At 74.0% G+C, this 21,703-nt stretch carries 19 protein-coding genes; 13 read left to right on the forward strand and 6 right to left on the reverse strand.

What is annotated here, in order from left to right; all coding sequences use genetic code 11:
- Positions 1-48: 48 nt before the first annotated feature.
- From HMPREF2863_RS02935 to folP, 3 genes are read right to left on the reverse strand one after another with little or no spacing between them, the layout of a single operon-like run.
- A complete protein-coding gene (locus tag HMPREF2863_RS02935) occupies positions 49-1,038 on the reverse strand; it encodes a DnaJ domain-containing protein (RefSeq protein ID WP_070637746.1) in 990 nt (329 codons plus the stop codon).
- Positions 1,035-1,910: a dihydrofolate reductase family protein gene (locus HMPREF2863_RS02940; protein ID WP_070637748.1), complete on the reverse strand. Its 876-nt coding sequence runs from the start codon at positions 1,908-1,910 to the stop codon at positions 1,035-1,037. The genes HMPREF2863_RS02935 and HMPREF2863_RS02940 overlap by 4 nt, the downstream gene beginning before the upstream one ends.
- Complete coding sequence (gene folP, locus HMPREF2863_RS02945; RefSeq protein WP_246828807.1) at positions 1,907-2,899, reverse strand: dihydropteroate synthase; 993 nt, start codon at positions 2,897-2,899, stop codon at positions 1,907-1,909. The genes HMPREF2863_RS02940 and folP overlap by 4 nt, the downstream gene beginning before the upstream one ends.
- Positions 2,900-3,089: 190 nt before the next feature.
- Here folP and HMPREF2863_RS02950 point away from each other — a divergent pair, with 190 nt between their 5' ends.
- From HMPREF2863_RS02950 to secA, 10 genes are all read left to right on the forward strand, one after another.
- The gene (locus HMPREF2863_RS02950) at positions 3,090-4,292 is read left to right on the forward strand and encodes a cysteine desulfurase family protein (protein WP_070637752.1); all 1,203 of its coding nucleotides are present in this window, start codon (positions 3,090-3,092) and stop codon (positions 4,290-4,292) included.
- A 39-nt stretch (positions 4,293-4,331) separates the two neighbouring features.
- Complete coding sequence (mnmA, locus tag HMPREF2863_RS02955) at positions 4,332-5,504, forward strand: tRNA 2-thiouridine(34) synthase MnmA (protein ID WP_070637754.1); 1,173 nt, start codon at positions 4,332-4,334, stop codon at positions 5,502-5,504.
- 43 nt (positions 5,505-5,547) lie between these two features.
- Entirely contained in the window at positions 5,548-5,913 is a 366-nt protein-coding gene (locus HMPREF2863_RS02960) for a chorismate mutase (protein WP_070637756.1), read from the forward strand.
- The gene (locus HMPREF2863_RS02965; protein WP_141756345.1) at positions 5,903-7,117 is read left to right on the forward strand and encodes a hypothetical protein; all 1,215 of its coding nucleotides are present in this window, start codon (positions 5,903-5,905) and stop codon (positions 7,115-7,117) included. Before HMPREF2863_RS02960 ends, HMPREF2863_RS02965 begins: the two co-directional genes overlap by 11 nt.
- Positions 7,118-7,270: 153 nt before the next feature.
- Positions 7,271-7,951, forward strand: coding sequence for an MtrAB system response regulator MtrA (gene mtrA / locus HMPREF2863_RS02970; RefSeq protein ID WP_067191275.1), 681 nt, complete (start codon positions 7,271-7,273; stop codon positions 7,949-7,951).
- 4 nt (positions 7,952-7,955) lie between these two features.
- On the forward strand, positions 7,956-9,806 hold the full coding sequence (gene mtrB / locus HMPREF2863_RS02975) for an MtrAB system histidine kinase MtrB (protein WP_070637758.1): 1,851 nt from the start codon (positions 7,956-7,958) through the stop codon (positions 9,804-9,806).
- Entirely contained in the window at positions 9,803-11,545 is a 1,743-nt protein-coding gene (locus tag HMPREF2863_RS02980) for an LpqB family beta-propeller domain-containing protein (RefSeq protein WP_070637760.1), read from the forward strand. Before mtrB ends, HMPREF2863_RS02980 begins: the two co-directional genes overlap by 4 nt.
- A gap of 90 nt (positions 11,546-11,635) precedes the next feature.
- On the forward strand, positions 11,636-12,463 hold the full coding sequence (locus HMPREF2863_RS12010; RefSeq protein WP_070637762.1) for a hypothetical protein: 828 nt from the start codon (positions 11,636-11,638) through the stop codon (positions 12,461-12,463).
- 153 nt (positions 12,464-12,616) lie between these two features.
- Positions 12,617-13,315: a ribosome hibernation-promoting factor, HPF/YfiA family gene (gene hpf / locus HMPREF2863_RS02990; protein ID WP_070637764.1), complete on the forward strand. Its 699-nt coding sequence runs from the start codon at positions 12,617-12,619 to the stop codon at positions 13,313-13,315.
- A 315-nt stretch (positions 13,316-13,630) separates the two neighbouring features.
- Positions 13,631-16,393, forward strand: a complete 2,763-nt coding sequence (gene secA / locus HMPREF2863_RS02995; protein ID WP_070637766.1) for a preprotein translocase subunit SecA — start codon at positions 13,631-13,633, stop codon at positions 16,391-16,393.
- A 121-nt stretch (positions 16,394-16,514) separates the two neighbouring features.
- Here the strand turns inward: secA and HMPREF2863_RS03000 are convergent, their stop codons facing one another.
- Together HMPREF2863_RS03000 and HMPREF2863_RS03005 are read right to left on the reverse strand one after the other, a co-directional pair.
- Positions 16,515-17,165 carry an Rv3235 family protein gene (locus HMPREF2863_RS03000; protein ID WP_067191288.1) on the reverse strand — a complete coding sequence of 217 codons (651 nt, stop codon included), beginning with the start codon at positions 17,163-17,165 and terminating at the stop codon, positions 16,515-16,517.
- Positions 17,162-17,941: a LysM peptidoglycan-binding domain-containing protein gene (locus tag HMPREF2863_RS03005; RefSeq protein WP_070637768.1), complete on the reverse strand. Its 780-nt coding sequence runs from the start codon at positions 17,939-17,941 to the stop codon at positions 17,162-17,164. Before HMPREF2863_RS03005 ends, HMPREF2863_RS03000 begins: the two co-directional genes overlap by 4 nt.
- Before the next feature lie 166 nt (positions 17,942-18,107).
- Here HMPREF2863_RS03005 and HMPREF2863_RS11755 point away from each other — a divergent pair, with 166 nt between their 5' ends.
- Complete coding sequence (locus tag HMPREF2863_RS11755) at positions 18,108-18,671, forward strand: hypothetical protein (RefSeq protein WP_067191292.1); 564 nt, start codon at positions 18,108-18,110, stop codon at positions 18,669-18,671.
- Between the two features lie 50 nt (positions 18,672-18,721).
- Here HMPREF2863_RS11755 and HMPREF2863_RS03015 read toward each other — a convergent pair whose 3' ends face one another.
- On the reverse strand, positions 18,722-18,943 hold the full coding sequence (locus tag HMPREF2863_RS03015; protein ID WP_067191302.1) for a helix-turn-helix domain-containing protein: 222 nt from the start codon (positions 18,941-18,943) through the stop codon (positions 18,722-18,724).
- Between the two features lie 267 nt (positions 18,944-19,210).
- On the opposite strand from HMPREF2863_RS03015, the gene HMPREF2863_RS03020 reads away from it, so the two are divergent.
- Both HMPREF2863_RS03020 and HMPREF2863_RS03025 read left to right on the forward strand, forming a co-directional pair.
- A complete protein-coding gene (locus HMPREF2863_RS03020) occupies positions 19,211-19,855 on the forward strand; it encodes a CpaB family protein (RefSeq protein WP_067191294.1) in 645 nt (214 codons plus the stop codon).
- 1 nt (position 19,856) lies between these two features.
- Positions 19,857-21,677: a CpaE/TadZ family protein gene (locus tag HMPREF2863_RS03025; protein WP_070637770.1), complete on the forward strand. Its 1,821-nt coding sequence runs from the start codon at positions 19,857-19,859 to the stop codon at positions 21,675-21,677.
- The last annotated feature ends 26 nt before the right edge of the window (positions 21,678-21,703 follow it).

A 21,703-nucleotide genomic window follows, 5' to 3' on the forward strand; every position in this document is an offset into this window, starting at 1 on the left:
CGCCTCCTGACACCGCTTCACCTCCGCCTGGGGGCGTCTCAGCCGGGCTCAGTACAGCTGGTCCACGAGCAGGCCGAGCGCCGCCCGGTCCACAGTGTCCGGTGCGCTGCCGGTGCCGAGGAACAGGAGCAGCTCGCGGACCAGGTCCCGGCCGGCGGCGGGCGCCGCAGTGAGCAGGTCCTGCTGGGCGGCGGGGTCGTCGGCACCGCGGGCGCGGCGGATCACGGGGGCCAGGCGCTCGTCCCGGTCCGTCATCACCAGCACGAAGCCGCCGACCGTCACCTGCGGCAGGGACCGCTGGAGCGTCGTCATCGCCGGGCCCATCAGCGGCGGGGAGGCGACGGATCGGTGTGCGGACAGCTTCGCCCCGTCCCAGGTGTAGGTCCCGTCCGGCACCTGCATGGAGCCGATCAGTGCGAGCCGGTCGCCGCAGAGCACGGCATGGTCCACGTCGAGCCCCCGCTGGAAGCGTCCGCCCAGGCTGAGCCCGGTGAGGAAGCGGGCGGCCGGCAGCACCGGGGCGACGTCCGCGTCCAACAGGCGCAGCACCCGTGCCTGGCGGCGCTGGCGGTGCTCGTCCGGGAGCAGGCTGCGGCGCCGGGGCACCCCGTGCCAGCGGCGGGCCGAGCGGGCGGCGTCCAGGACCCCGTTCGGCACCGGCTCGGTGTCCATCGGCGGCAGATAGCGCACGGGACGCTGCGAGGGCGGGGGAGGGCCCGGGCGGGCCGAGGTGTCGGAGGCGCGCGCCGTCGTCGTGCCTCCTCCGCGGCCTCCGGCCGTGCCCCGTCCGGTGCGCGCACGGCCGGTGGGCGTGTCCGCGGCCGACAGGGAGAGGTCGTAGCGGCGGCGGGCCTCGGCGGTGCCGACGAGCTCCCAGGCCGCGCTGACGCGGCGGAACGCCTCGGGGCTGCCACCGGCGTCCGGGTGCGCGCGGCGGGCGGCCCGGCGGTAGGCCCGGCGCAGCTGTTCCGCGTCCACGTCCGGGCGGACGGCGAGCACCTCGTACGCGGTCTGTGGGCCCAGCTCGGCGGCGCTCATACGTCGTTCCCGGACGGACGCACGTCGCCGGCGGCGCCGTCCTCCAGAGCGTCTGCGGAGCCCGCAGCGACGTAGCGGAGCAGCAGCATCGAGTCCTCGTGCAGCACGTGCACCAGGTGCAGGTCGAGCGCAACCTCCTGCGCGGCCGTGAGGATCCGCGGGCCGTCCCCGCCGACCAGCACAGGGGACAGGCTCAGCTGCAGCTCGTCGAGACGGCCGGCGGCGGCGACGGCGCCGAACAGGGACGGACCGCCTTCCCCATGGACCACGCGGTGGCCGCGCGCGGCGAGCAGGGCCAGGGCGATCGCCGGGTCCACGTCGGTCTCGCCCGCGGCGAGCACGTCGGCGACCTCGGCGAGCGCTGCGGCCCGGTCGGCGTGGTCCCGCAGGGCGGCGGCGGAGGTGAGGACCACAGGCCGGCGCGGGGCGCGGAGGAAGAAGGGGTCGGAGGCGGCCAGGTGCAGGCCGCCGGACACCACGGCCACCTCCGGGTGCGCGTCCAGGCCGCGGGCGGTGCGCCAGGCGGAGGCCTCGGCGTCCACCAGCGGTCCGTCGTAGCCCTCCGCACGGACGGTCCCCGCGCCCACGAGGATCACGTCGGCATCCCTGCGGGCCAGGTCGAAGACCCGGTGATCGGCCGGGCTGCCGAGGCCGCCGGACCGGCCGTCCACAGCGGCGGCGCCGTCCGCGGAGGAGATGAACATCATCCGCGTCCACGGGCGGTCGGCGGGCCGGGCGGAGAGAGGGTCGTGCCCTGCGGATCCGGTGGAGCGCGGGCCGTCCAGAGCGCCGCGGAGCCGGCGCGGCGCGGCGTAGAGCGCGAGCAGGTCCTCGTCCGTCAGGGCCTGCCCGGTTCCGGTCAGCGCCCTCATGCGCGGGGCTCCCAGTCCTCGTCCGCGGCCACGGCGGAAAGGTCGGGATCCCGATTCAGGTCCCCGGTGTTGTGGACGGCCAGGACGGGGTCGCGCCAGCCTGCGATGCACTCGACCATGCGGGCGGCGTCCACGGAGGGGCGGACCTGGTGCATGCGCAGGATGCGTGCGCCGCCGGCCACGCAGGCCACGGCGGCGGCCAGGGACCCGGCGAGACGCTGGGACTTCGGTCGGTGAAGCGACTCGCCCACGAAGTCCTTGTTGGAGACCGCGGCCAGCACGGGGAAGCCCAGGTCCGCGATCTCCTCCAGGCGACGGGTGACCTCGAGGGTGTGCACGGTGGTCTTGTTCAGGTCGTGGCCCGGGTCCACGATGATCTTCTCCGGCGCCACGCCCAGGGACACGGCGCGGTCAACGGTGCGCAGCAGCTGCTCGCGCACCTCGGCCACCACGTCGGAGTACTGCGGGCGGGGCACCACGGTGCGCGGCCCGGTGAGGTGGGCCAGCGAGTGGGTGACCACGAGGTGGGCGCCGTGCTCGGCGGCGACGCGGCCGAGGTCCGGGTAGTAGAGGCCGGAGGTGTCGTTGACGACGTCCGCGCCGGCCTCGAGGGCCGCCGCCGCGACCGCCGGCTGGAAGGTGTCCGCGGAGAGGATCGCGCGGGCGGCCTCCTCGCCGCCGTGCACGCCGCCGTCTCCGGCACGCAGGGCGGCGATCAGCGGGGCGACGCGCTCGGCCTCCTCGGCAGGGTCCAGCTCCTCGCCCGGGGCGAAGGGCACGCCGCCGACGTCCAGCCAGTCGGCGCCGTCGGCCGCGGCGGCGCGGGCGGCGTCCACGGCGGCATCGAAGGCGAAGGTCGCCCCGGCGTCGTAGAAGGAGTCCGGGGTCCGGTTGACCACCGCCATCACGAGCACGCGGGTGCGCAGGTCCACCTCCGTGTGGGCGAACCGGTGCACGGGATGCTTCAGGGCGGGGACGGGGAAGAGCACCCGTTCATTCAACCATCCGCACCGCACGGGGACCGTGCGACCCGAAAGGGCTGTGTGCCCCGGGGGTGGCGTGCCCCTCGCCCTGGTCCCCGTCCCTGCGCGCCTCGCTCGGCCGCTGTCCGCCCCCGCTGGGGCGACCGGACCCTGGGGCGTGCTCGGCCACGCCGGGCGCGGCTCCTAGACTGGCCGGGTGACCACCCCGGACCGCGTGCACCTGGACCACGCCGCCACCACGGCGGTGCGGCCGGCCGCGCTGAAGGCCCTGACCGAGGCGGCCGCGCTGCCGGGCAACCCGGCCTCCCTCCACGCCTCCGGCCGCCGGGCGAAGCTGTGCCTCGAGCAGGCGCGGGAGCGCATCGCCGCGGCGCTCGGGGCGCACCCCACCGAGGTGATCCTCACGTCCGGGGGCACCGAGGCGGACAACCTCGCCGTCCAGGGGCTCTACCGGGCCCGCCGCGCCGCGGCGCCGGAGCGCACGCGCATCGTGCTGACCGGCATCGAGCACCACGCGGTCCTCGACGTGGTGGACTGGCTCGCCTCGCACGAGGACGCCGAGCCGGTGCTCGTCCCGGTCGACGACGACGGGCGGGTCGACCTCGCCGCATGGGAGACCGCGCTGGCGGCCGCGCCCGAGCAGACCGCCCTGGCCACGCTGATGTGGGCCAACAACGAGATCGGCACAGTCCAGCCCGTGGCCGAGGCCGCCCGGCTCGCGGCCGACCACGCGGTTCCGATGCACACCGACGCCGTCCAGGCCCTCGGGGCCGTGCCCGTGGACTTCGCCGCGTCCGGGGCCGCGAGTCTGGCCGTCTCGGGCCACAAGGTCGGCGCCCCCGTGGGTGTCGGCGCCCTGCTGGTGCGCCGGGACGTCACGCTGGAGGCGGTGCTGCACGGCGGAGGCCAGGAACGCCGCCTGCGCTCGGGCACGGTGTCGGTGGCCCTGGCCGCGGCGCTCGCGGCCGCCGTGGCGGAGGCCGTCGCGGAGCAGCCCGCCGAGGCCGCCCGGCTGGGTGCGCTGCGGGACGAGGTGATCGCCGCCGTCGACGCCCTGGACGGGGTGCGCCTGACCGGGCCGCGGGACCTCGACCCGGCGACGGGGACGCCGCTGCCGCCGGGGACGCGCCGGCTGCCCGGCAACATCCACATCACCGTGCCGGACCGGACGGCGGACGCGCTGCTGTTCTCTTTCGACATGGCCGGACTGGACACCTCGTCCGGGTCGGCGTGCACCGCCGGGGTGGCCGAGCCGTCGCACGTGGTCGCGGCCCTGCCGGGGCGGACGGAGGCCGACGCACGGGCCACCCAGCGGTTCACCCTCGGCCGGACCAGCACCGCGGCAGACGTGGCCGCGCTCATCGACGCGCTGCGGACGCTGCTGGGGCCGGGCGTCTAGACTGGACCGCCCGTCCGTCGTCGAGAGAGGGGTCCGCCCGTGAAGGTCCTGGCCGCCATGTCCGGGGGAGTGGACTCGGCCGTCGCCGCCGCCCGCGCCGTGGACGCCGGCCACGAGGTGGTGGGCGTGCACCTGGCGCTGTCCCGCATGCCCGGCACCCTGCGCACCGGCTCCCGCGGCTGCTGCACCATCGAGGACGCCTCGGACGCGTGGCGCGCCTGCGAGCGGCTCGGCATCCCGTTCTACACCTGGGACTTCTCCGAGAGGTTCAAGGAGGACGTGGTGGACGACTTCGTGGCCGAGTACGCCGCGGGCCGCACCCCGAACCCCTGCATGCGCTGCAACGAGAAGATCAAGTTCGCCGCGCTGCTCGAGCGGGCCCTGCAGCTCGGCTTCGACGCCGTCTGTACCGGCCACTACGCCGCCGTGCGCCCCGGCCCGGACGGCACCCCGGAGCTGCACCGCGCCGCCGACGACGCCAAGGACCAGTCCTACGTCCTCGGCGTCCTCACCGCCGAACAGCTCGAGCACTGCCTCTTCCCGCTGGCCGACACCCCCTCCAAGGAGCTCGTCCGTGCCGAGGCCGCCGAGCGCGGGCTGTCCGTGGCGCAGAAGCCCGACTCCCACGACATCTGCTTCATCCCCGACGGGGACACCCGCGGCTGGCTCGCCGAGCGCATCGACCTGGCCCCCGGGGCCATCCTCGGCACCGACGGCGAGCGCCTCGGCACCCACACCGGCGCCCAGGCCTACACCGTGGGCCAGCGCAAGGGCCTGGCCATCGGCCGCCCCGCCCCGGACGGGAAGCCGCGCTTCGTGCTGGAGGTGCGGCCGAAGGAGAACACCGTGGTGGTCGGCGGCCGCGAGCTGCTGGACGTGGATCGCATCGAGGGCATCCGCCCCACCTGGGCCGGTGCACCGCTGCCCGAGGCCGCGGCGGGGGACTGGTTCGACTGCCACCTGCAGTTCCGCGCCCACGGGGAGATCGTCCCGGCCCTCGCCCGGGTGGACGACGGCGGCGAGCGCTGGCTGATCCGGCCGGAACGCCCGCTGCGGGGCGTGGCGCCGGGCCAGACCGCCGTGCTCTACCGCGGCACCCGCGTGCTGGGCCAGGTCACGATCGACCGCGCCCGCAACCGGGCCCTGGACGAGGCGCCGGGACCGGACGGGGAACGGACAGCGGAGCCGGACCGAGACCGGCCCGCGCAGTGAGACGGCCAGGACCGGGCCGCCCGCCGTTTGTAGGGTGGCTGGCATGAGCGCGCAGTACGACCCCCACGCCAGCTCCCTCGCCGGTTCCACGGAGCCGGCCGTCCTTCAGGAGCTCTATGCGATCCGCGGGAGCATCGACAACATCGACGCGTCCCTGGTCTACCTGCTCGCCGAGCGCTTCAAGTTCACCCAGCGCGTGGGCCGGCTCAAGGCCGAGCACGAGCTGCCGCCCTCAGACCCCGGTCGTGAGACGGCCCAGATCGCACGCTTGAGGGCGCTCGCCGAGGACGCCGACCTCGAGCCCGAGTTCGCCGCGAAGTTCCTCAACTTCGTCATCGCCGAGGTCATCCGCCACCACCAGGCGATCGCCGAAGAGGAGCATGACGGGCAGGCCGGTCATGACGACTGATCCCGCCCTGACGACGGCACGCGCCGCCGGCTCGTCCCTGGCGGTGGATCAGGCACAGGCCTCGCGGTACGGGCTCGCCCCGTCGGCCGAGCCGGCGGAGCCGGGACGGGTGCGTGCCCTCGTGGGCGGCACCTGGCGGGGCCTGAACGCGGCCGAGGCGGCCCTGGCCACCCTCGGCGAGGCGGGGGACGCGCACTGGCCGCTGCTGCCCGAGCTGCCGGACCGTGGGCCCGGGGCCGAACCGGTCGGCCGCACCGCCGCCCTGCTGCCGGACCTCGCCGTGGACCTGCAGCCGCACGGCTGGCGCATCAGCCCGCCCGGGGCCCGGAGCAACGGCATGGACCATCGCCGTGCCACCGCGCACCTGTCCGAGGACCTGCACCGTCTGGCGGACACTGCCGGCGCCGAGGGGATCGGGATCGACCGTCTCGCCGTCCGCGTCGTCGGGCCGCTGAGTCTGCTCGGGAGCCTGTGGCTGCCCGGCGGCGAGCGTGTGGCGGTGGACGCCGGTGCCCGCCGGGACGTGGCCGCGGCCTGGAACGAGGGCGTGGCAGGTCTGCTGTCTCGGCTTCGCACCGAGGCCGGTGCCCGCCGCACAGCCCTGTGGATCGACGAGCCCCTGGCCGCCGCGGTGCTCGCCGGAGCCCTGCCCACCGCGTCCGGGTACCGCACCGTGCGCTCCGTGCCCCGTGACGAGGCCCGGACCCACTGGCGGGCGGCCCTGGCCGTCCTCGCCGGCGAGGAGGCCCGGGCCTCGGGTGCCGCGCCCGCGCAGGTGTGGATCGACGCCGGCCGTCGTGGCTGCTCCGCGGAGGAGGGCCCCGGCCCGGCCGAGCTGGCTCTGCTGGCCTCCGAGGCCCTGCCGACGCCGGTTGCCCCCGCTGCGGACGACGGACGCAGCGGCTCGGCCGCCCAGACCGTGGGCGTGGCCCTGGACGCCCCGGACCCGGACGTCCCTGCCGGCCCCGCCGCCTGGGACGTCGTCGGCGGCTGGAGCGAGGTCGGCCGACCGCTGGCGATCCGGCACATGGCCGGCCGCGGACCCGCGGCGCTGATGCGGGACGTCGAACGCGTCGGACTGGACCCCGCGCTGACCGTCGGCTGGACCATGATGGGGCCGGCCGTCGTCGGGAAGGAAGCGCTGCGCCGGACGGCGCAGGCCGCGGACGAGCTCGAGGACCGCCGCACAGACCTGGCCGGCTGATGCTGCAGGTCCGTCCCAGAGCACGGTGACGGGCTGCCCGGCCAGGGGACGATAAGCTGGCCCACAGACATCGGGCGGGGCCGGGCAGGTCCTGCCGAGGCATCCCGTGCACAGGCGCAGGGGACCAGCAGAGGACTAGCAGAGGAGGCCCAGATGAGCCGAGCCACCATCCTGGTCGTGGACGACGACGAGGCCCTGGCCGAGATGATCGGCATCGTCCTGCGCAACGACGGCTTCGAGCCGGCGTTCGTGAAGGACGGTTCCTCCGCGCTGCCCACCTTCCGCGCGGTGCGCCCGGACCTCGTCCTGCTCGACCTCATGTTGCCGGGCATCGACGGCATCGAGGTCTGCAAGCTCATCCGTGCCGAGTCCGACGTGCCGATCGTCATGCTCACCGCCAAGTCCGACACCGCGGACGTGGTGCGCGGCCTCGAGTCCGGCGCCGACGACTACGTCCCCAAGCCGTTCAAGCCCGCCGAGCTCGTGGCCCGTGTCCGCGCCCGCCTGCGCGAGGGCGACTCCCGTGCCCCCGAAACCCTGAAGATCGGCGGCCTGGACATCGACGTGGCCGGCCACCAGGTCCGCCGCGGGGACGAGGTCATCTCCCTGACCCCGCTCGAGTTCGACCTGCTCGTCGCCCTCGCCCGCAAACCCTGGCAGGTCTTCAGCCGCGAGATGCTCCTGGAGGAGGTCTGGGGCTACCGCCACCAGGCCGACACCCGCCTGGTGAACGTCCACGTGCAGCGCCTGCGCTCCAAGGTCGAGCCGGACCCGGAGAACCCGACCGTCGTGCTCACCGTCCGCGGCGTCGGATACAAGGCCGGCCAGGGCTGAGGCCGTGGCCCAGGCCCTGGACCAGGAGGAACGGGACACCCGCACGTTGCCGGCCGCCGGGGCCGTCCCGGTCGTCGCCGAGCCCGAGCCGGTCCGGCACTCCCGGCTGAACCCGCTGCACTGGCTCCACCGGCTGCGGCGCGCGTGGCGGCGGTCGCTGCAGCTGCGCACCTCCATCATGGTGGGTGTGCTCACCTTCGTGGCCTCGGGGCTGCTCGCCCTCTTCTTCGCCCAGCAGATCTCCGACGCGCTCGTCGAGGCCCGCTTCGAGCAGATCGAGGTCGATGCGAACCGATCCCTGGCCCAGGTCCGCGACACCTTCGCCCTGGCCGGGACCCCCGAGACGCCGCTGACCGACGTCATGGTGTCCCAGACCCTGCGCTCCCTCGAGGGCGACTCCTCCACGCTCGGCCGCCGGTTCATGCTCGAGCCCCTGCCGGACACGGACTCGGCCGACATCGGCCGCGTCTCCTCCTCGCAGCTGGACTCGGAATCGATCCCCGCCGACCTCAAGTCCGCCGTCGCCGCCGGCACCGGCGTCTACTACGCCCATATGGCGATGAAGGACGAAGGAGGGACGGTCCATCCGGCACTGGCCTTCGGCACCCAGGTGATCCTCCCGCCCGGTTCCGGCTACTCCCTCTACCTGGTCTACGACCTCTCCGACGTGCAGAACTCGCTGGACTCCGTGCTGCGCGTGCTCATGCTCTTCGGCTCCGGCTTCGTGCTGCTCAACGTGGTGGTCTCCGCCGCAGTGATCCGCCTCGTGGTGCAGTCCGTGCAGCAGGCCTCCCTGGCCGCCGAGACCCTCTCCCGCGGCAATTTCGAGGTCCGCATGCCGGTGCACGGCGAGGACGAGGTCGCCCGCCTCGGAACCTCCTTCAACCGCATGGCAGACAACATCCAGGACCAGATCACCCAGCTGGCCCAGTTGTCCCAGATGCAGCAGCGCTTCGTCTCCGACGTCTCCCACGAGCTGCGCACCCCGCTCACCACCGTGCGCATGGCCGCCGACGTCCTCTACGGCTCCCGAGACGACTTCGACCCGGTGAACCGCCGATCCACCGAGCTGCTCTACCACCAGGTGGACCGCTTCCAGGCGATGCTGGCCGACCTGCTCGAGATCACCCGCTTCGACGCCGGCGCCGCCATGCTCGCCCTCGAGGAGACCGACCTCTTCGCGCTCTGCAACGACGTCATCCTCACCTCACAGCCCCTGGCCGACCGCGCCGGAGTGGAGGTCTTCGTGGTCCCGCAGGGCTCCAGCTTCCTGGCCCGCGTGGACCCCCGCCGCATCGAGCGCATCGTCCGCAACCTCGTGAACAACGCCATCGAGCACGCCGAGGGCCACCCCGTGGACGTCGTGGTCTCCGGAGACGGCGAGGTCGTCTCCGTCGGTGTGGTGGACCACGGCATCGGGATGTCCGCCGAGCAGGTCGAACGCGTCTTCGACCGCTTCTGGCGCGCCGACCCGGCCCGCACCCGCACCACGGGCGGCTCCGGGCTCGGCCTGTCCATCGCCACCGAGGACACCCGCATCCACGGCGGCAGCCTCGCCGCCTGGGGCGAGCTGGGCGTCGGCTCCTGCTTCCTGCTCACGGTCCCGTGCGACCAGCCCCCGGCCGGCGTCCCGCACTCCGAGGAGACGATGGTGGACCACGCTGCCCTGGCCTTGCCGCCCGTCTACGACGTCCGCGAGCGCCGCCTCGCCTCAGACCCCCACCGGCCGCTCATGGACGCCGGGGTCGACCGTCCTGACCCGGTGGGTCCGGACGAGGACGTGGACACCGGTGAGATCGACCGCACGCAGGAGCAGGCGCTGCGCGACACGTCCCGAGAGGAGGACCCACGATGACCGCAGAGACCGCCGCCGGGCGCCGCCGGCTCGCCCTCGCCGTGCTGGCCGCCGCCTCCCTGGCCCTGTCCGCGTGCGCGCAGGTGCCGACGTCCTCCCCGGTGGGCACCTCCCCACCGTTGGCAGGCGCCGAGCAGGAGCAGGACGTTCCGCTGTACGTCCCGGCCGGTCCGGTGCGCGACGCCGAGGCCCCCGAGATCATCCGAGGTTTCCTCGCCGCCGGAGTCGGTGCCCAGGACGACTACGCGATCGCCCGCCAGTACCTGACCGGCGACGCCTCCGCGGACTGGGACCCCCACCGCCGCACGGTGGTCTACTCCTCGCAGCCGACCGTCACCCGCGTGGACGAGGACGGCACCTACCTCGTCCAGGTGGAGATCGACTCCATCGTGGACCAGAACGGCATCAGGACCGCGGTGCCCTCCGGCACCACCGAGGCCTGGGAGCTGACCGTCACCGACGTCGACGGGCAGCGCCGCATCAGCGCCGCCGAGGACGGGACGATGCTCTCCGGCTCCCAGTTCGCCGCAATCTATGCGCCGCACGAGCTGTACTTCTTCGACCCGACCTTCACCTATGCCGTGCCGGACGTGCGCTGGTTCATCAACCGGGGCACCACTGCCGCGGCGATGACCCGGGCCCTGCTGGCAGGGCCCGCGGAGCCCCTCGGCGGCGCCGTCGTCTCGGCCTTCCCCGCCGGCAGCGGCTCCCAGCTGTCCCGCCCGACCGTCCCGGTGACCGACGGCGTCGCCTCCGTCGACCTCGCCGCCTCGACGGTGGACGGCATGGACTCCGACCGCCGCGAGCGGCTGCGCCAGCAGATCGAGATGACCCTCGAGGGCCTGAGCACCGTCGAGAGCGTCGAGGTCACCGTGGACCTGGACCCGCTGGCGGTGGAGGGCGAGGCGGACCATCTCGAGCCCGTCGAGGTGAACCCCTCGAAGGGCACCGTCCAGGTCGGCGTCGACCCGACCAACCGGACGCTCGCCTTCTTCCAGGGCCTCAGCGTGACCCCGGTCGGCGGGCTCCGCAACGTCTCGGCGCTCGACCCGGTCGAGCCTGCGATGAACCGTGCCCGCACCGACTTCGTGTTCCTCACCTCCGATCGCACGCAGATGTACCGTGCGGACACCGAGGGCACCCTGAAGCAGATCGTCTCAGGCATCTCTCTGACCCGCCCCACCGTGGACGGACTGGACTGGGCCTGGACGGTGGACTCCGGCAGCTCCTCCCGCATCCGGGCCGTCCCGCTGGGCGACCAGGAGGACGGCACCGCCCGTGAGGTCAGCACCCCCTGGCTGACGTCGGACGAGACCATCCGCGCCCTGCAGGTCGGACCGACCGGCGCCCGGGCGGCGCTGCTCGTCGAGTCGGAGGGCACCGTGAGCCTGCGCGTGGCCGGCGTGGTGCGCGGCGAGGACGGCGTGCCGTCCTCGCTCACCGACCCGCAGACGCTCGAGACGACCGTCCCCATGCGCGACGTCTTCTGGATCGACGACGTCACGCTGGCGGTCACCGACTATGCCGACGACGCCGAGGACAAGATCGAACCGCAGGTGATCTCCCTCGACGGCACCCGTCGCACCCTGAACCCCCTCGCCGGCCTGACCGGGTTCTCCGCGGGGGACTCGCAGTCCTTCTACGCGGAGACCGAGAACGGCGTGTACCTGCTTCTGGGTTCCTCGTGGCGCAGCCAGGAGCTCACCCGCCCCGTCCGGGACCTGGCGTTCCCCGGCTGACCCGTCCGCCCCTCCTGCACAGCGCGCTGCGTCCCGCACATCGTTGGGGCCGGGGCCTCCGGCCGCGGCGAGGACGGGTGGACTGGCCCCATGTCCTCGCTGCTCGCCGACGTCATCGACCTGTTCCTCCCGGCCGACTGTGCCGTCTGCGCCGCACCGGGCCGGCGCCTGTGTCCCGACTGCACGGCGGCGCTGCGGCACGCCCTGTCCGCGCCGGTCCGCATCGAGGAGCACGCGGCGGCCCTGCCGCTGGTCCTCACCGGTGCGCCCCTGCCGACGATCGTCGCCGGGCAGTACGCGGCACCGCTGTCCACCGCCGTGCTCGCCTTCAAAGACCACGATGCGCTGCACCTGCGCCGCCTGCTCGCACCGGGCCTGCTGCAGGCCGTCCATGCTGCCCTGGACGACCCGGACGTGCGGGCGCTCTGGGCGGCCGAGCACATCGCCGCGGGCCGTCTGGGCGAGCAGGCCCCACCGCCGGTGCTCGTGCCCGTCCCCGGCTCCCTGACCGGCCACCTGCGACGCGGCTGCGATCCGGTGGCCGAGCTGCTGGCGGCGCCGCTGCCCTGGCCGGCCGCGGTGCGCCGCGACGTGGTCCGGCCCGCCCTGCCCGGTGCGGCGGACCTGTTGGCGCCGGCGGCGGCCTCCCACGCGGGCGCCACCTCAGTGGCCCGGCGCCGTCGCCGGCGCGGCTGGCGGGTGGGCCGTCGGCTGGCCCGGGGGACCCCGGTCGTGCTGGTGGACGACGTGGTCACGACCGGTGCGACGCTGGCGGCACTGGCGCGTCAGGTCCGCAGAGCGGGCGGGGTGCCGGTCGCGGCTGCCGCGGTGGCCGGGGTGGCGCCCCCGGATTCGCCGTCGGCGGAACGCTCCGACGAGGCTGACGGCGAAGCTGACAGTGTGTCCTGCCTCACGTAGGGTGGAGGCACGGGATCGGTCTTCCGATCCCGCCCCGCCGGCGGCTGGAAGGAGTGAGACGCTCTCCACCAGCCGCCGTTGTGCTCTCCGGGTCCGGCCGAGGCCGGCGTGGGAGGGCCGCGGGAAGCGACAGGACGACCCTAGGAGGACGCCATGACCATCGATGTCAGCTTCATCGCCCGCAACATCACGCCGAGCGAGACCTACCGCGAGCACGTCCGTGAGCGTGTCGCCCGACTCGAGCACCTCGCCGCCGGCGCGGACTCCATCGAGGTCAAGACGTCCAGGCCTTCCAGCCAGCGCCACTCCGAGCAGAACGTGAAGGTGGAGGTCACCCTCCGCGGCAACGGCACCGTGGTCCGCACCGAGGCGGACGACGACGACAAGACGGTGGCCTTCGACAAGGCCTTCACGCGCCTGTCCGAGCGCCTGCGCCGGCTGCACGACCGCCGCAAGGACCGCCGCCGGCAGGCCTCTGTGGCCGAGGCCACCGCGGACATGGTCCCGGTCGACTCCAACGTCTCGCTCGTCGAGCAGGTCCTCGCCGCCCGCAAGGCGGAGGAGCAGGCCGCGGGCATGGACGTCCCCGAGGACACTCCCGTCCGCATCCGTGAGAAGACGTTCCCCGTCACGCCCATGACGGTGGATGAGGCCGTCGACGCCATGGAGCTCGTCGGCCACGACTTCTACCTGTTCCAGAACTCCGAGACCGGCGTGCCCGGCGTGGTCTATCGCCGGCAGGGCTGGCAGTACGGCGTCATCAGCCTCGACGAGTCGCTGCCGGCGGACCATGTGCCGGACGGCGGCCGTGAGCGCTTCTACGGCGAGAAGAAGGCGGCCGCCGCCGAGTGAGCGGCACCTGCTCCGTGCCGGACGGCGCCCGCCCTGACCGGGACGGGCGCCGTCGCCGCGTCCGGACCGTGTCCGCGGCCCGTCGTGCCCTCCGGTGCACCGGGAGACCTGGCTCGGAGGCTGCGCGGGGACTGAGCGGACGACCCCGTCCGCGGGGCGCACGCCCGGCGCGGTCCACGTTCAGCGAACACTCGGCCGGCCGGACGTAGACTGTCACGCAGACCACGTTCCGGCGCAGGCCTCTATCCCGGGCACCACCATGCCCGCAGGCCCCCGCCGGTCCGCGCCCGACCGTGCAAGGAGCTGAAGAAGCCAGTGCCCTCGATCATCGACCGCATCCTCAAGATCTCGGACAACCGGGCCGTCAAGCGGCTGCGGGGCATCACGGACGCCGTCAATGTGCTCGAGGACGAGTTCCGGGCCATGACGGATGCCCAGGTGCGGGAGGAGACCGACCGCTTCACGGAGCGCCTCGCCGACGGCGAGACCCTCGACCAGATCCTCCCGGAGGCCTTCGCCGCGGTGCGCGAGGCCGCCGGCCGCACCCTGGGCCAGCGCCACTACGACGTGCAGCTGATGGGCGGTGTCGCCCTGCACCAGGGCAACATCGCGGAGATGAAGACCGGTGAGGGCAAGACCCTCGTCGCCACCGCCCCGGCCTACCTCAACGCCCTGACGGGCAAGGGCGTGCACATCGTCACGGTCAACGACTTCCTCGCCTCCTACCAGGCCGACCTCATGGGCCGCGTGTTCCGCTTCCTCGGCATGGAGACCGGCTGCATCGTCTCGGGCCAGGACCCGGCCACCCGCCGTCGGCAGTACCAGGCGGACATCACCTACGGCACGAACAACGAGTTCGGCTTCGACTTCCTGCGCGACAACATGGCGTGGTCGCTGGACGAGCTCGTCCAGCGCGAGCATCACTTCGCGATCGTCGACGAGGTCGACTCCATCCTCATCGACGAGGCCCGCACCCCGCTGATCATCTCTGGCCCGGCCCAGGGGGACGCGAACCGCTGGTACGGCGAGTTCGCCCGCATGGTCCGCCGCCTCGAGCGCGACACCGACTACGAGGTGGACGAGAAGAAGAAGACCGTCGGCGTCCTCGAACCAGGCATCGAGAAGGTCGAGGACCACCTCGGCATCCAGAACCTCTACGAGGCGCAGAACACCACCCTCATCCAGTTCCTCAACAACGCCGTCAAGGCCAAGGAGCTGTTCAAGCGGGACAAGGACTACGTGGTCCTCGACGGCGAGGTCCAGATCGTCGACGAGCACACCGGCCGCGTGCTGCCGGGCCGCCGCTACAACGAGGGCATGCACCAGGCCATCGAGGCCAAGGAGGGCGTGCAGATCAAGGCGGAGAACCAGACCCTGGCGACCGTCACCCTGCAGAACTACTTCCGCCTGTACGAGAAGCTCTCCGGAATGACCGGCACGGCCGAGACCGAGGCCGCCGAGTTCGCCAACACCTACAAGCTCGGCGTGGTCGTCATCCCGCCGAACAAGGAGAAGCGGCGCGTCGACAAGAACGACCTCGTCTACAAGAACGAGAAGGTCAAGTTCGACGCGGTGGTGGAGGACATCGCCGAGCGCCACGCCACCGGGCAGCCGGTGCTGGTGGGCACCACCTCCGTGGAGAAGTCCGAGTACCTCTCCAAGCTGCTCGCCAAGAAGGGCATCCGCCACGAGGTCCTCAACGCGAAGAACCACGCCAGCGAGGCCGCGATCGTGGCGCAGGCGGGCCGCCTCGGTGCCGTCACCGTCGCCACCAACATGGCCGGCCGCGGCACCGACATCATGCTCGGCGGCAACGCCGAGTTCTCCGCCGTCGCCCGCATGCAGGAGCTTGGCCTGGACCCCGAGACCGACTCCGAGGCCTACGAGGAGAAGTGGCCGCAGGTCCTCGAGGATGCCCAGCGCGCGGTCAAGGAGGAACACGACAAGGTGATCGAGGCAGGCGGTCTCTACGTGCTCGGCACCGAGCGCCACGACTCCCGCCGGATCGACAACCAGCTGCGCGGCCGTTCGGGCCGCCAGGGCGACCCGGGCGAGTCCCGCTTCTACCTGTCCCTCACGGACGAGCTGATGCGCAACTTCAACCCGGGCGCAGCCCAGCGCATCATGAACTCCGCCGCGATCCCGGACGACATGGCCCTCGAGTTCAAGATGGTCTCCTCGGCCATCCAGAACGCGCAGGCCCAGGTCGAGGGCCGCAACGCCGAGCAGCGCAAGAACGTCCTGAAGTACGACGACGTGATGAACCGCCAGCGCGAGGCCATCTACGCGGACCGCCGCTCGATCCTCGAAGGCGAGGACCTGAGGGACAAGGTCCGGAACTTCGTCGAGGACGCGGTGGGCGCCATGGTGGACGCCGCGACGGAGGAGGGCACCGCCGCCGAGTGGGACCTGGACCAGCTGTGGACCGACCTGCGCACCCTCTACCCGGTGGGCATCACGCATGAGGAGGTCGTGGAGGAGGCCGGCGGCCTCTCGCGCCTGAAGGCCGCCACCCTCAAGCGCGAGCTCGCCTCGGACGCCCTGCTCGCCTACGAGGACCGCGAGGCCCAGGTCGGCGACGAGGCCCTGCGCGAGGCCGAGCGCCGCGTGGTGCTCTCGGTCATCGGAAAGAAGTGGCAGGAGCACCTGTACGAGATGGACTACCTCAAGGAGGGCATCGGCCTGCGCGCCATGGCGCAGCGCGAGCCGCTCGTGGAGTATCAGCGCGAGGGCTACCTGCTCTACCAGGCCATGATGGCCGGCATCCGTGAGGACTCCGTGCGCACCCTGTTCTCCGCCGACATCTCGGCGGCGCCGAAGCCGGTGTCCCTGCCCGGTGTGGCGGACGCCCGTGGCGCGACGATGCTGCCGCAGGTCAACGTGGAGGGTCTGGAGTCTCCGCGCCGCCCCGCTCAGCTGCGCATGTCCGGTCCTGGAGAGGACGGCAGTACCGTGGTGCGCCGCGATCGCGGCGACGGCGTGGGCCAGGGCTCCGGCGAGACCGACGCGACCACCCAGTACAGCTCACGCCGCGAGCGCCGTCGGGCCGAGCAGGCCGCGAAGAAGAAGGGTCGCTGACCCGCTCCGGACGGTCCCGTCCGGAGCAGCCCGCCGGGGTCCACGCCCCTCCACGACGACGGTCCGTCACCTCCAGGAGGCGACGGACCGTTCTCGTGTGTCCGGAGGGGCGGGCGGCGGCTCAGCCGATCTCCACGGCCACCACGCGCCAGCGGCTCAGCCGGCGCTCCATGCGCAGTGCGATGGCCCGGACCCGGTCCCCGCAGCGGATGGAGGCGCTGGCCTCGACCCGGCCGGGGGCGACCTCGCAGACGCGGGCGCCGACGGGACGTGGCGGCTGGGCGGTGGTCATCCGTGCCCCGGTCCGCTCCAGCAGGGCGATGCGCCGGGCCACCTTGTCATAGACCGGCAGGTCGAGCCAGGCCGCCAGGTCGCGCAGATGCCGGCGGCCCACCTCCGCCTCCACACAGGCCAGTGCGATGACGCCCACGAGCGTCCGGACCGCGCGGTGATCCTCACGGCCCCGCTCGTCACGGGCACGACGGGTGAGCTCGGCCTGGCCGGGCAGGGTGCCTGCAGGCGCGGCCAGGGAGGACCAGCGACCGACGGTGTTCCGGACGGCGGCGGGGCTGCCGCCGACGGTGCCCCTGGCCGGGGGCCGCCCTCCCGGAGCGGGGGCCACGAGCGGTCGTCCTGACGAGAGGCGAGGCGCGCGGGGGCCAGCGGTCTCGGGGGTGTCGGTCATGTCGACGGCGGTCATCGTGTCCTCCTGGTGCTCAGGGATGGTCTGCGGTGCGGTCTGAGAGAGAGTCGCTCGGGTGATGCGGGTCATGGCCGGCCGTCCTCTGCGGGTGGGACGTGTCCGGTGTGCGGCGGGACCTCCAGGACGGTCCCCGTGTAGAGGACGTGGGGATCGTCACCGATGAGCTCCCGGTTGTGGCGATGCCACTCGCGCCAGCGGGCGTCGACCTCGAGCACGGTGGCGTCCGGCCCGAGCTCGGCGGCGGCCAGGTCCCACAGGCAGTCGCCGTCGACCACGGTCACGGTCGGGGCGGAGGTGTCGGCACGGCGCGCAGGGGCCAGGCCCGGGCCGGTGGGCGAGGGGGCGTCGGGCAGCCAGTGGGCGGACGGGCCGTCTCCGACGGTCTGCGCGGAGACGGGCGGCGCCGGAAGCCACGCGGCGGAGGGCGCGTCGTGCGCGGCGGCACCGGGGGCGAGGGCGATGTGGATCCCGAAGGACGCTGCGGCCAGACGCCGCAGCAGCGCCGGGCTGAACCGGGCCAGGACGTCGGCGTGCCTGCTTCCGCGGCGGGCGGCGACCACCCAGAGCGCGGTGCTGACCAGGGCGACGGCCCACGCGAGACAGAGGAGGAGGCCGAGGGCGGCACATCCCAGGGCGAGCAGCTGCTCGAGGCGTGCCGTGCCGGTCTGCGGGGCCGTCCCGGCCAGGCGGTCCGCCAGGGACAGGAACGCTGGCCCGGCGACCGTGCAGGCGGCGGCGGACAGCAGGTCTGCTCCTCGCAGCCGGCGGCCAGGCGTCGTCGCCGAGTCGTTCGCCGCGGCGGTCCAGGTGGAGGACGATGCGGCCCTCGGTGCGGTCACGGTCATGGTCTTCCCCTCCGGTGACGTCTCGGAGCCCGCGCTCCGATGTGTGATCGTGCCCATAGTCAACAGGTGGGGTCGAATGATGTCAAGAGCTGGAAGATGATCTCGTTTGATGTTCTTTGGTGATGTACGAGGCTGTGTGGGGGACGCGCCTCGGTACGCTGGCGGCATGAGGTGGGACGGACTCTTCGCAGACCTGGAGGCCCAGTGGGAGCGGCAGCTGCATGCGCAGACCCTCGCCGAGGCGGCGGAGCTGACCCGTGGCGAGTGGGCCGGCCTGCCGTTGGCGGCCCGCCTGCGAGGCGCCCGCGGGCGCCCGCTGAGGCTGCTGCTGCGTCACGGGCACCAGTGCGAGCTGACCGTGCAGGCTGTGGGGGAGGGGTGGATCGGCGGGCGGACGCCGGGCGGAGACTCCGTGTTGGTCCGGCAGGCGGCGATCACGGCGGTGGACGGCCCCTTGGCGGCGGCCGTCACCGCAGAGGGGCACCTCGGCGGTGGGCCGACCCTGGGTTCGGTGTTGCGCCGGGTGGCCAGGTCGCGCGCGGCGGTCGAGGTCGTGGGCCTGGACGGGGCCGTCGTCGTGGAGGGGACGGTGGACCGGGTGGGGGCGGACCACATCGACGTCGCCAGGCACGCCCGTGACGACGCACGCAGGGCATCGTCCGTGCGCGGGGTCCTCGTCGTGCCGCTGGAGGCCGTGGCCCTTGTGCGCACGGCCGGACACGCGCTCTGATCCGGCGGATCGGTCCCGGACCCGACCCGCGCTCGTGCAGGAGGGGCCGCTCAGGCCTGCTGGTCCTCCTTGGCCCACTGTTCCACCTTGCGGCGGGTCGCGGCGTACTGGTCCGCGATGAACTCCTCGAGGACCGTCTGCTCGATGCGCCACTGGCCTCGACCGCCGACCTGGATCGCCGGCAGCTCGCCGCTGCGGACCATCGCGCGGGCCTGGGACATCGAGACGTTCAGCGTCTCGGCGACGTCGGTCAGGGTCAGGAAGCGCGGCATGGTCACCTCGTTCGTCGTGTGGCGGGCGCCGCCGTGAAGATCGGGAGCCCGCCCGGGAGCGGTCCACACCATTGAACACCCTCCGTGCCGATCGGGCGGCCTGCGTCCACAGGCCCCGCTGTCCACAGGGGTGTGGCGTGGCTCGCATCGCCGGGTGACGCGTCAGTATGCTGGCGGGGCGTCTCCGACCCGGAACGGGGGTCGACGAGGGGGACGCGGGCCGCGACGGGAAGCGGCCCGACGACGCCATGAGGGGGAGGACCTTCCGTGCCCGCATCCACTGGGACCGAGACCGCCGCGCGCCTGCGCCGACCACGCTGGAGGGACCCGCGGCTGATCGTCGGACTGCTGCTCGTGCTGGCCTCGGTGGCCGGCGTCGTCGCCCTGCTGCAGTCGGCCGACCGCACCCAGGCCTACTGGGCGGCGAAGAAGGACCTGGCCCCCGGGGCACCCCTGGCAGAGCACCACTTCGTCCCGGTCGAGGCCAACCTCTCCGGGGCAGACGGACACTACCTCTCGGCGGACGAGCCGGCGCCCGTGGACAGCATGCTCCTCGCCGCGGTCCGCGAGGGGGAGCTCATCCCGGCAGGCGGCGTCGTGGAGGCAGACCCGCAGCAGCGCAGGCCGGTCGGCCTCAGCCTCGCCGAGCCGCTGCCCGCCGGCGTCGGCGTCGGAGACCGGGTGGACGTCTGGGTGGCGCTGCCCGAAGAGGAGGGGCGCGGCTACGCCCGCCCGGAGCGCATCGCCGAGCGCGTCGAGCTCTCGGAGCTGGTCGAGGACACCGGGGCGTTCGGCGCGGGGGAGGGCATCCGTGTCCAGGCCATGGTCGGCCCCGACCAGCTGCCGGAGCTGCTGGAGGCCAAGGTGCGCGACGCCCGCATCACCGTCGTCCCCACCCTTGGCGGTCACTGACATGCGGGTCTTCGTCGCGACCACCCTCGTCCCGGGACTGGACCTGGTGGGACCGCTCGAGCGCGTGCAGTCCGAGGTCACCGTCCTGCGGCGCGTGGAGGACGCCGCCGAGCTGCTCGCCGTCGCCCGCTCCGGCACCGTCGATGTCCTGCTCATGGCCGGAGACCTCGCGCCGCTGTCCCGGGGACTGCTCGGCGAACTCGACTCCCTGCCCCGTCCCGTCGGCCTCGTGGCGGTGTCCGAGGTCTCGGCCGATCGGACGCGGGCCCGTGCCCTCGGCGTCCGCACGCTCCGCGCCGACGTCGACCCGCTGGAGCTGGCGGACGCCCTCGCCGCCGCGGCTCGGGACGCGCAGACCGGCCTGCGCCACGTCCGCGAGGCGGAGGACCCGGCCGCGGACGACGCCGAGCCCCTGCCCGAGACGCTGACCGGGACAGGGCCGGAGGCCGGCCAAGGCCCGGAACAGGCCGCCGACCAGGGCATCGAGCAGAACGCCGTCGCGGACGGTGGTGCCTTCCGGCCCGGACATGCGGTGGGAGGACCCGGCAGGACGGCGGACGCGGCGCAGGGGCGCGGCCGGTCCCCGTCCGGCACGGGCGGCGCCTCCGCTGACGGGGCCCCGGCGGGCGGTGCCGACGCATCCGAGGCACAGGATCCGGGGACCGTCGGCGAGTTCGGCTCCGCGGACACCGCGCCGGAGGAGTCCGGGAGCACTGGCGAGGCAGATCCTCGGCGGGTCCGTGCGGGGCGCTCGTCTGCCGGCGGCACGGAAGCGTCCGGCCCGGCCGCGACCCCGGACGCATCCGGGTCGGGTCGGCCGCGGGCCGGACGGATCACCGCTGTCTGGGGTCCGGCCGGGGCTCCGGGGCGGACCACCGTGGCCGTCAACCTCGCCGCCGAGGCCGCCGCACTGGGGGCCCGGGTGTTGCTCGTGGACGCGGACACCTACGCACCGGCGGCGGGGGTGCTGCTCGGGCTCACGGACGAGTCCGCCGGACTCGCCCAGGCCGCCCGGGCCGCGGACCGGGGACGGCTTGACCGCAGCGCCCTGGACAGCGCGGCCGTGCGGGTCCGGGCCGCCGGCGCGGACCTGTGCGTTTTGACGGGACTGACCCGGCCGGAGCGCTGGCCCGAGCTGCGCGGCGCCGCACTCGAGGAGGTGATGCGGTGCGCGCGTGAGGGCTGGGACGAGGTCGTGATGGACGTGGGCTTCTGCCTCGAAGAGGACGAGGAGCTCAGCTTCGACATCCCCGCACCCCAGCGCAACGGGGCGACCCTGGCCGCTCTCCGGGCCGCGGACCGCATCCTCGCCGTCGGCGGCGGCGACTCCGTCGGGCTGCCCCGGCTGATGCGCGGTGTGGACGCGCTCCGCGAGGCGGTGCCGGACGGCCCGGAGCCGGAGGTGGTGGTCAACAAGGTCCGTCCCGCAGCCTCCGGGACCGCGCCGCAGTCCCAGATCACCGCGGTCTGGCGGCGGTTCGGCCCGGGTCTGCCCATCACGGCGTTCCTGCCGGCCGACCCGGCGGCCTGCGACCGGGCCCTGCTCGGCGGTCAACTGCTCGCCGAGGCGGCGCCCAAGAGCCCCCTGCGGAAGGCGCTGCGCGAGCTCGCGGACCCGGGCCCGCCTCGGACGGCGGGTCCGGTCACCGTCCCGGGGAGTGCTCGCCGCTCGCCCCTGCGCCGACTCGGCACGGCCGTGGCCGCCGCGCTGCGGAGGGGACGCGCTGCGGGCGCTTCGGCGCCGAGGACCGAGGCAGGCCCGGCCGAACGGGCCGTGCCCTCCGTGGTGGAGGCCCCCGGAGAGGCGGCTGGGCGGGACTAGGTGTACTCGGCCATGACGTTGGTGAC

The sequence above is a fragment of the Micrococcus sp. HMSC067E09 genome (assembly GCF_001812555.1).
GTDB classification, from domain to species: Bacteria; Actinomycetota; Actinomycetes; order Actinomycetales; family Micrococcaceae; genus Micrococcus; species Micrococcus lylae.

Bases quoted from the DNA above. Each gene is read 5' to 3' on its own strand.
- HMPREF2863_RS03005 (WP_070637768.1), bottom strand. From the start codon at position 17,941: ATGACCGTGACCGCACCGAGGGCCGCATCGTCCTCCACCTGGACCGCC.
- HMPREF2863_RS12010 (WP_070637762.1), top strand. From the start codon at position 11,636: ATGTCCTCGCTGCTCGCCGACGTCATCGACCTGTTCCTCCCGGCCGAC.
- HMPREF2863_RS03000 (WP_067191288.1), bottom strand. From the start codon at position 17,165: ATGACCCGCATCACCCGAGCGACTCTCTCTCAGACCGCACCGCAGACC.
- HMPREF2863_RS02935 (WP_070637746.1), bottom strand. From the start codon at position 1,038: ATGAGCGCCGCCGAGCTGGGCCCACAGACCGCGTACGAGGTGCTCGCC.
- HMPREF2863_RS03025 (WP_070637770.1), top strand. From the start codon at position 19,857: ATGCGGGTCTTCGTCGCGACCACCCTCGTCCCGGGACTGGACCTGGTG.
- mtrA (WP_067191275.1), top strand. From the start codon at position 7,271: ATGAGCCGAGCCACCATCCTGGTCGTGGACGACGACGAGGCCCTGGCC.
- HMPREF2863_RS11755 (WP_067191292.1), top strand. From the start codon at position 18,108: ATGAGGTGGGACGGACTCTTCGCAGACCTGGAGGCCCAGTGGGAGCGG.
- HMPREF2863_RS02960 (WP_070637756.1), top strand. From the start codon at position 5,548: ATGAGCGCGCAGTACGACCCCCACGCCAGCTCCCTCGCCGGTTCCACG.
- hpf (WP_070637764.1), top strand. From the start codon at position 12,617: ATGACCATCGATGTCAGCTTCATCGCCCGCAACATCACGCCGAGCGAG.
- HMPREF2863_RS03015 (WP_067191302.1), bottom strand. From the start codon at position 18,943: ATGCCGCGCTTCCTGACCCTGACCGACGTCGCCGAGACGCTGAACGTC.
- HMPREF2863_RS02980 (WP_070637760.1), top strand. From the start codon at position 9,803: ATGACCGCAGAGACCGCCGCCGGGCGCCGCCGGCTCGCCCTCGCCGTG.
- HMPREF2863_RS02965 (WP_141756345.1), top strand. From the start codon at position 5,903: ATGACGACTGATCCCGCCCTGACGACGGCACGCGCCGCCGGCTCGTCC.
- HMPREF2863_RS02940 (WP_070637748.1), bottom strand. From the start codon at position 1,910: ATGAGGGCGCTGACCGGAACCGGGCAGGCCCTGACGGACGAGGACCTG.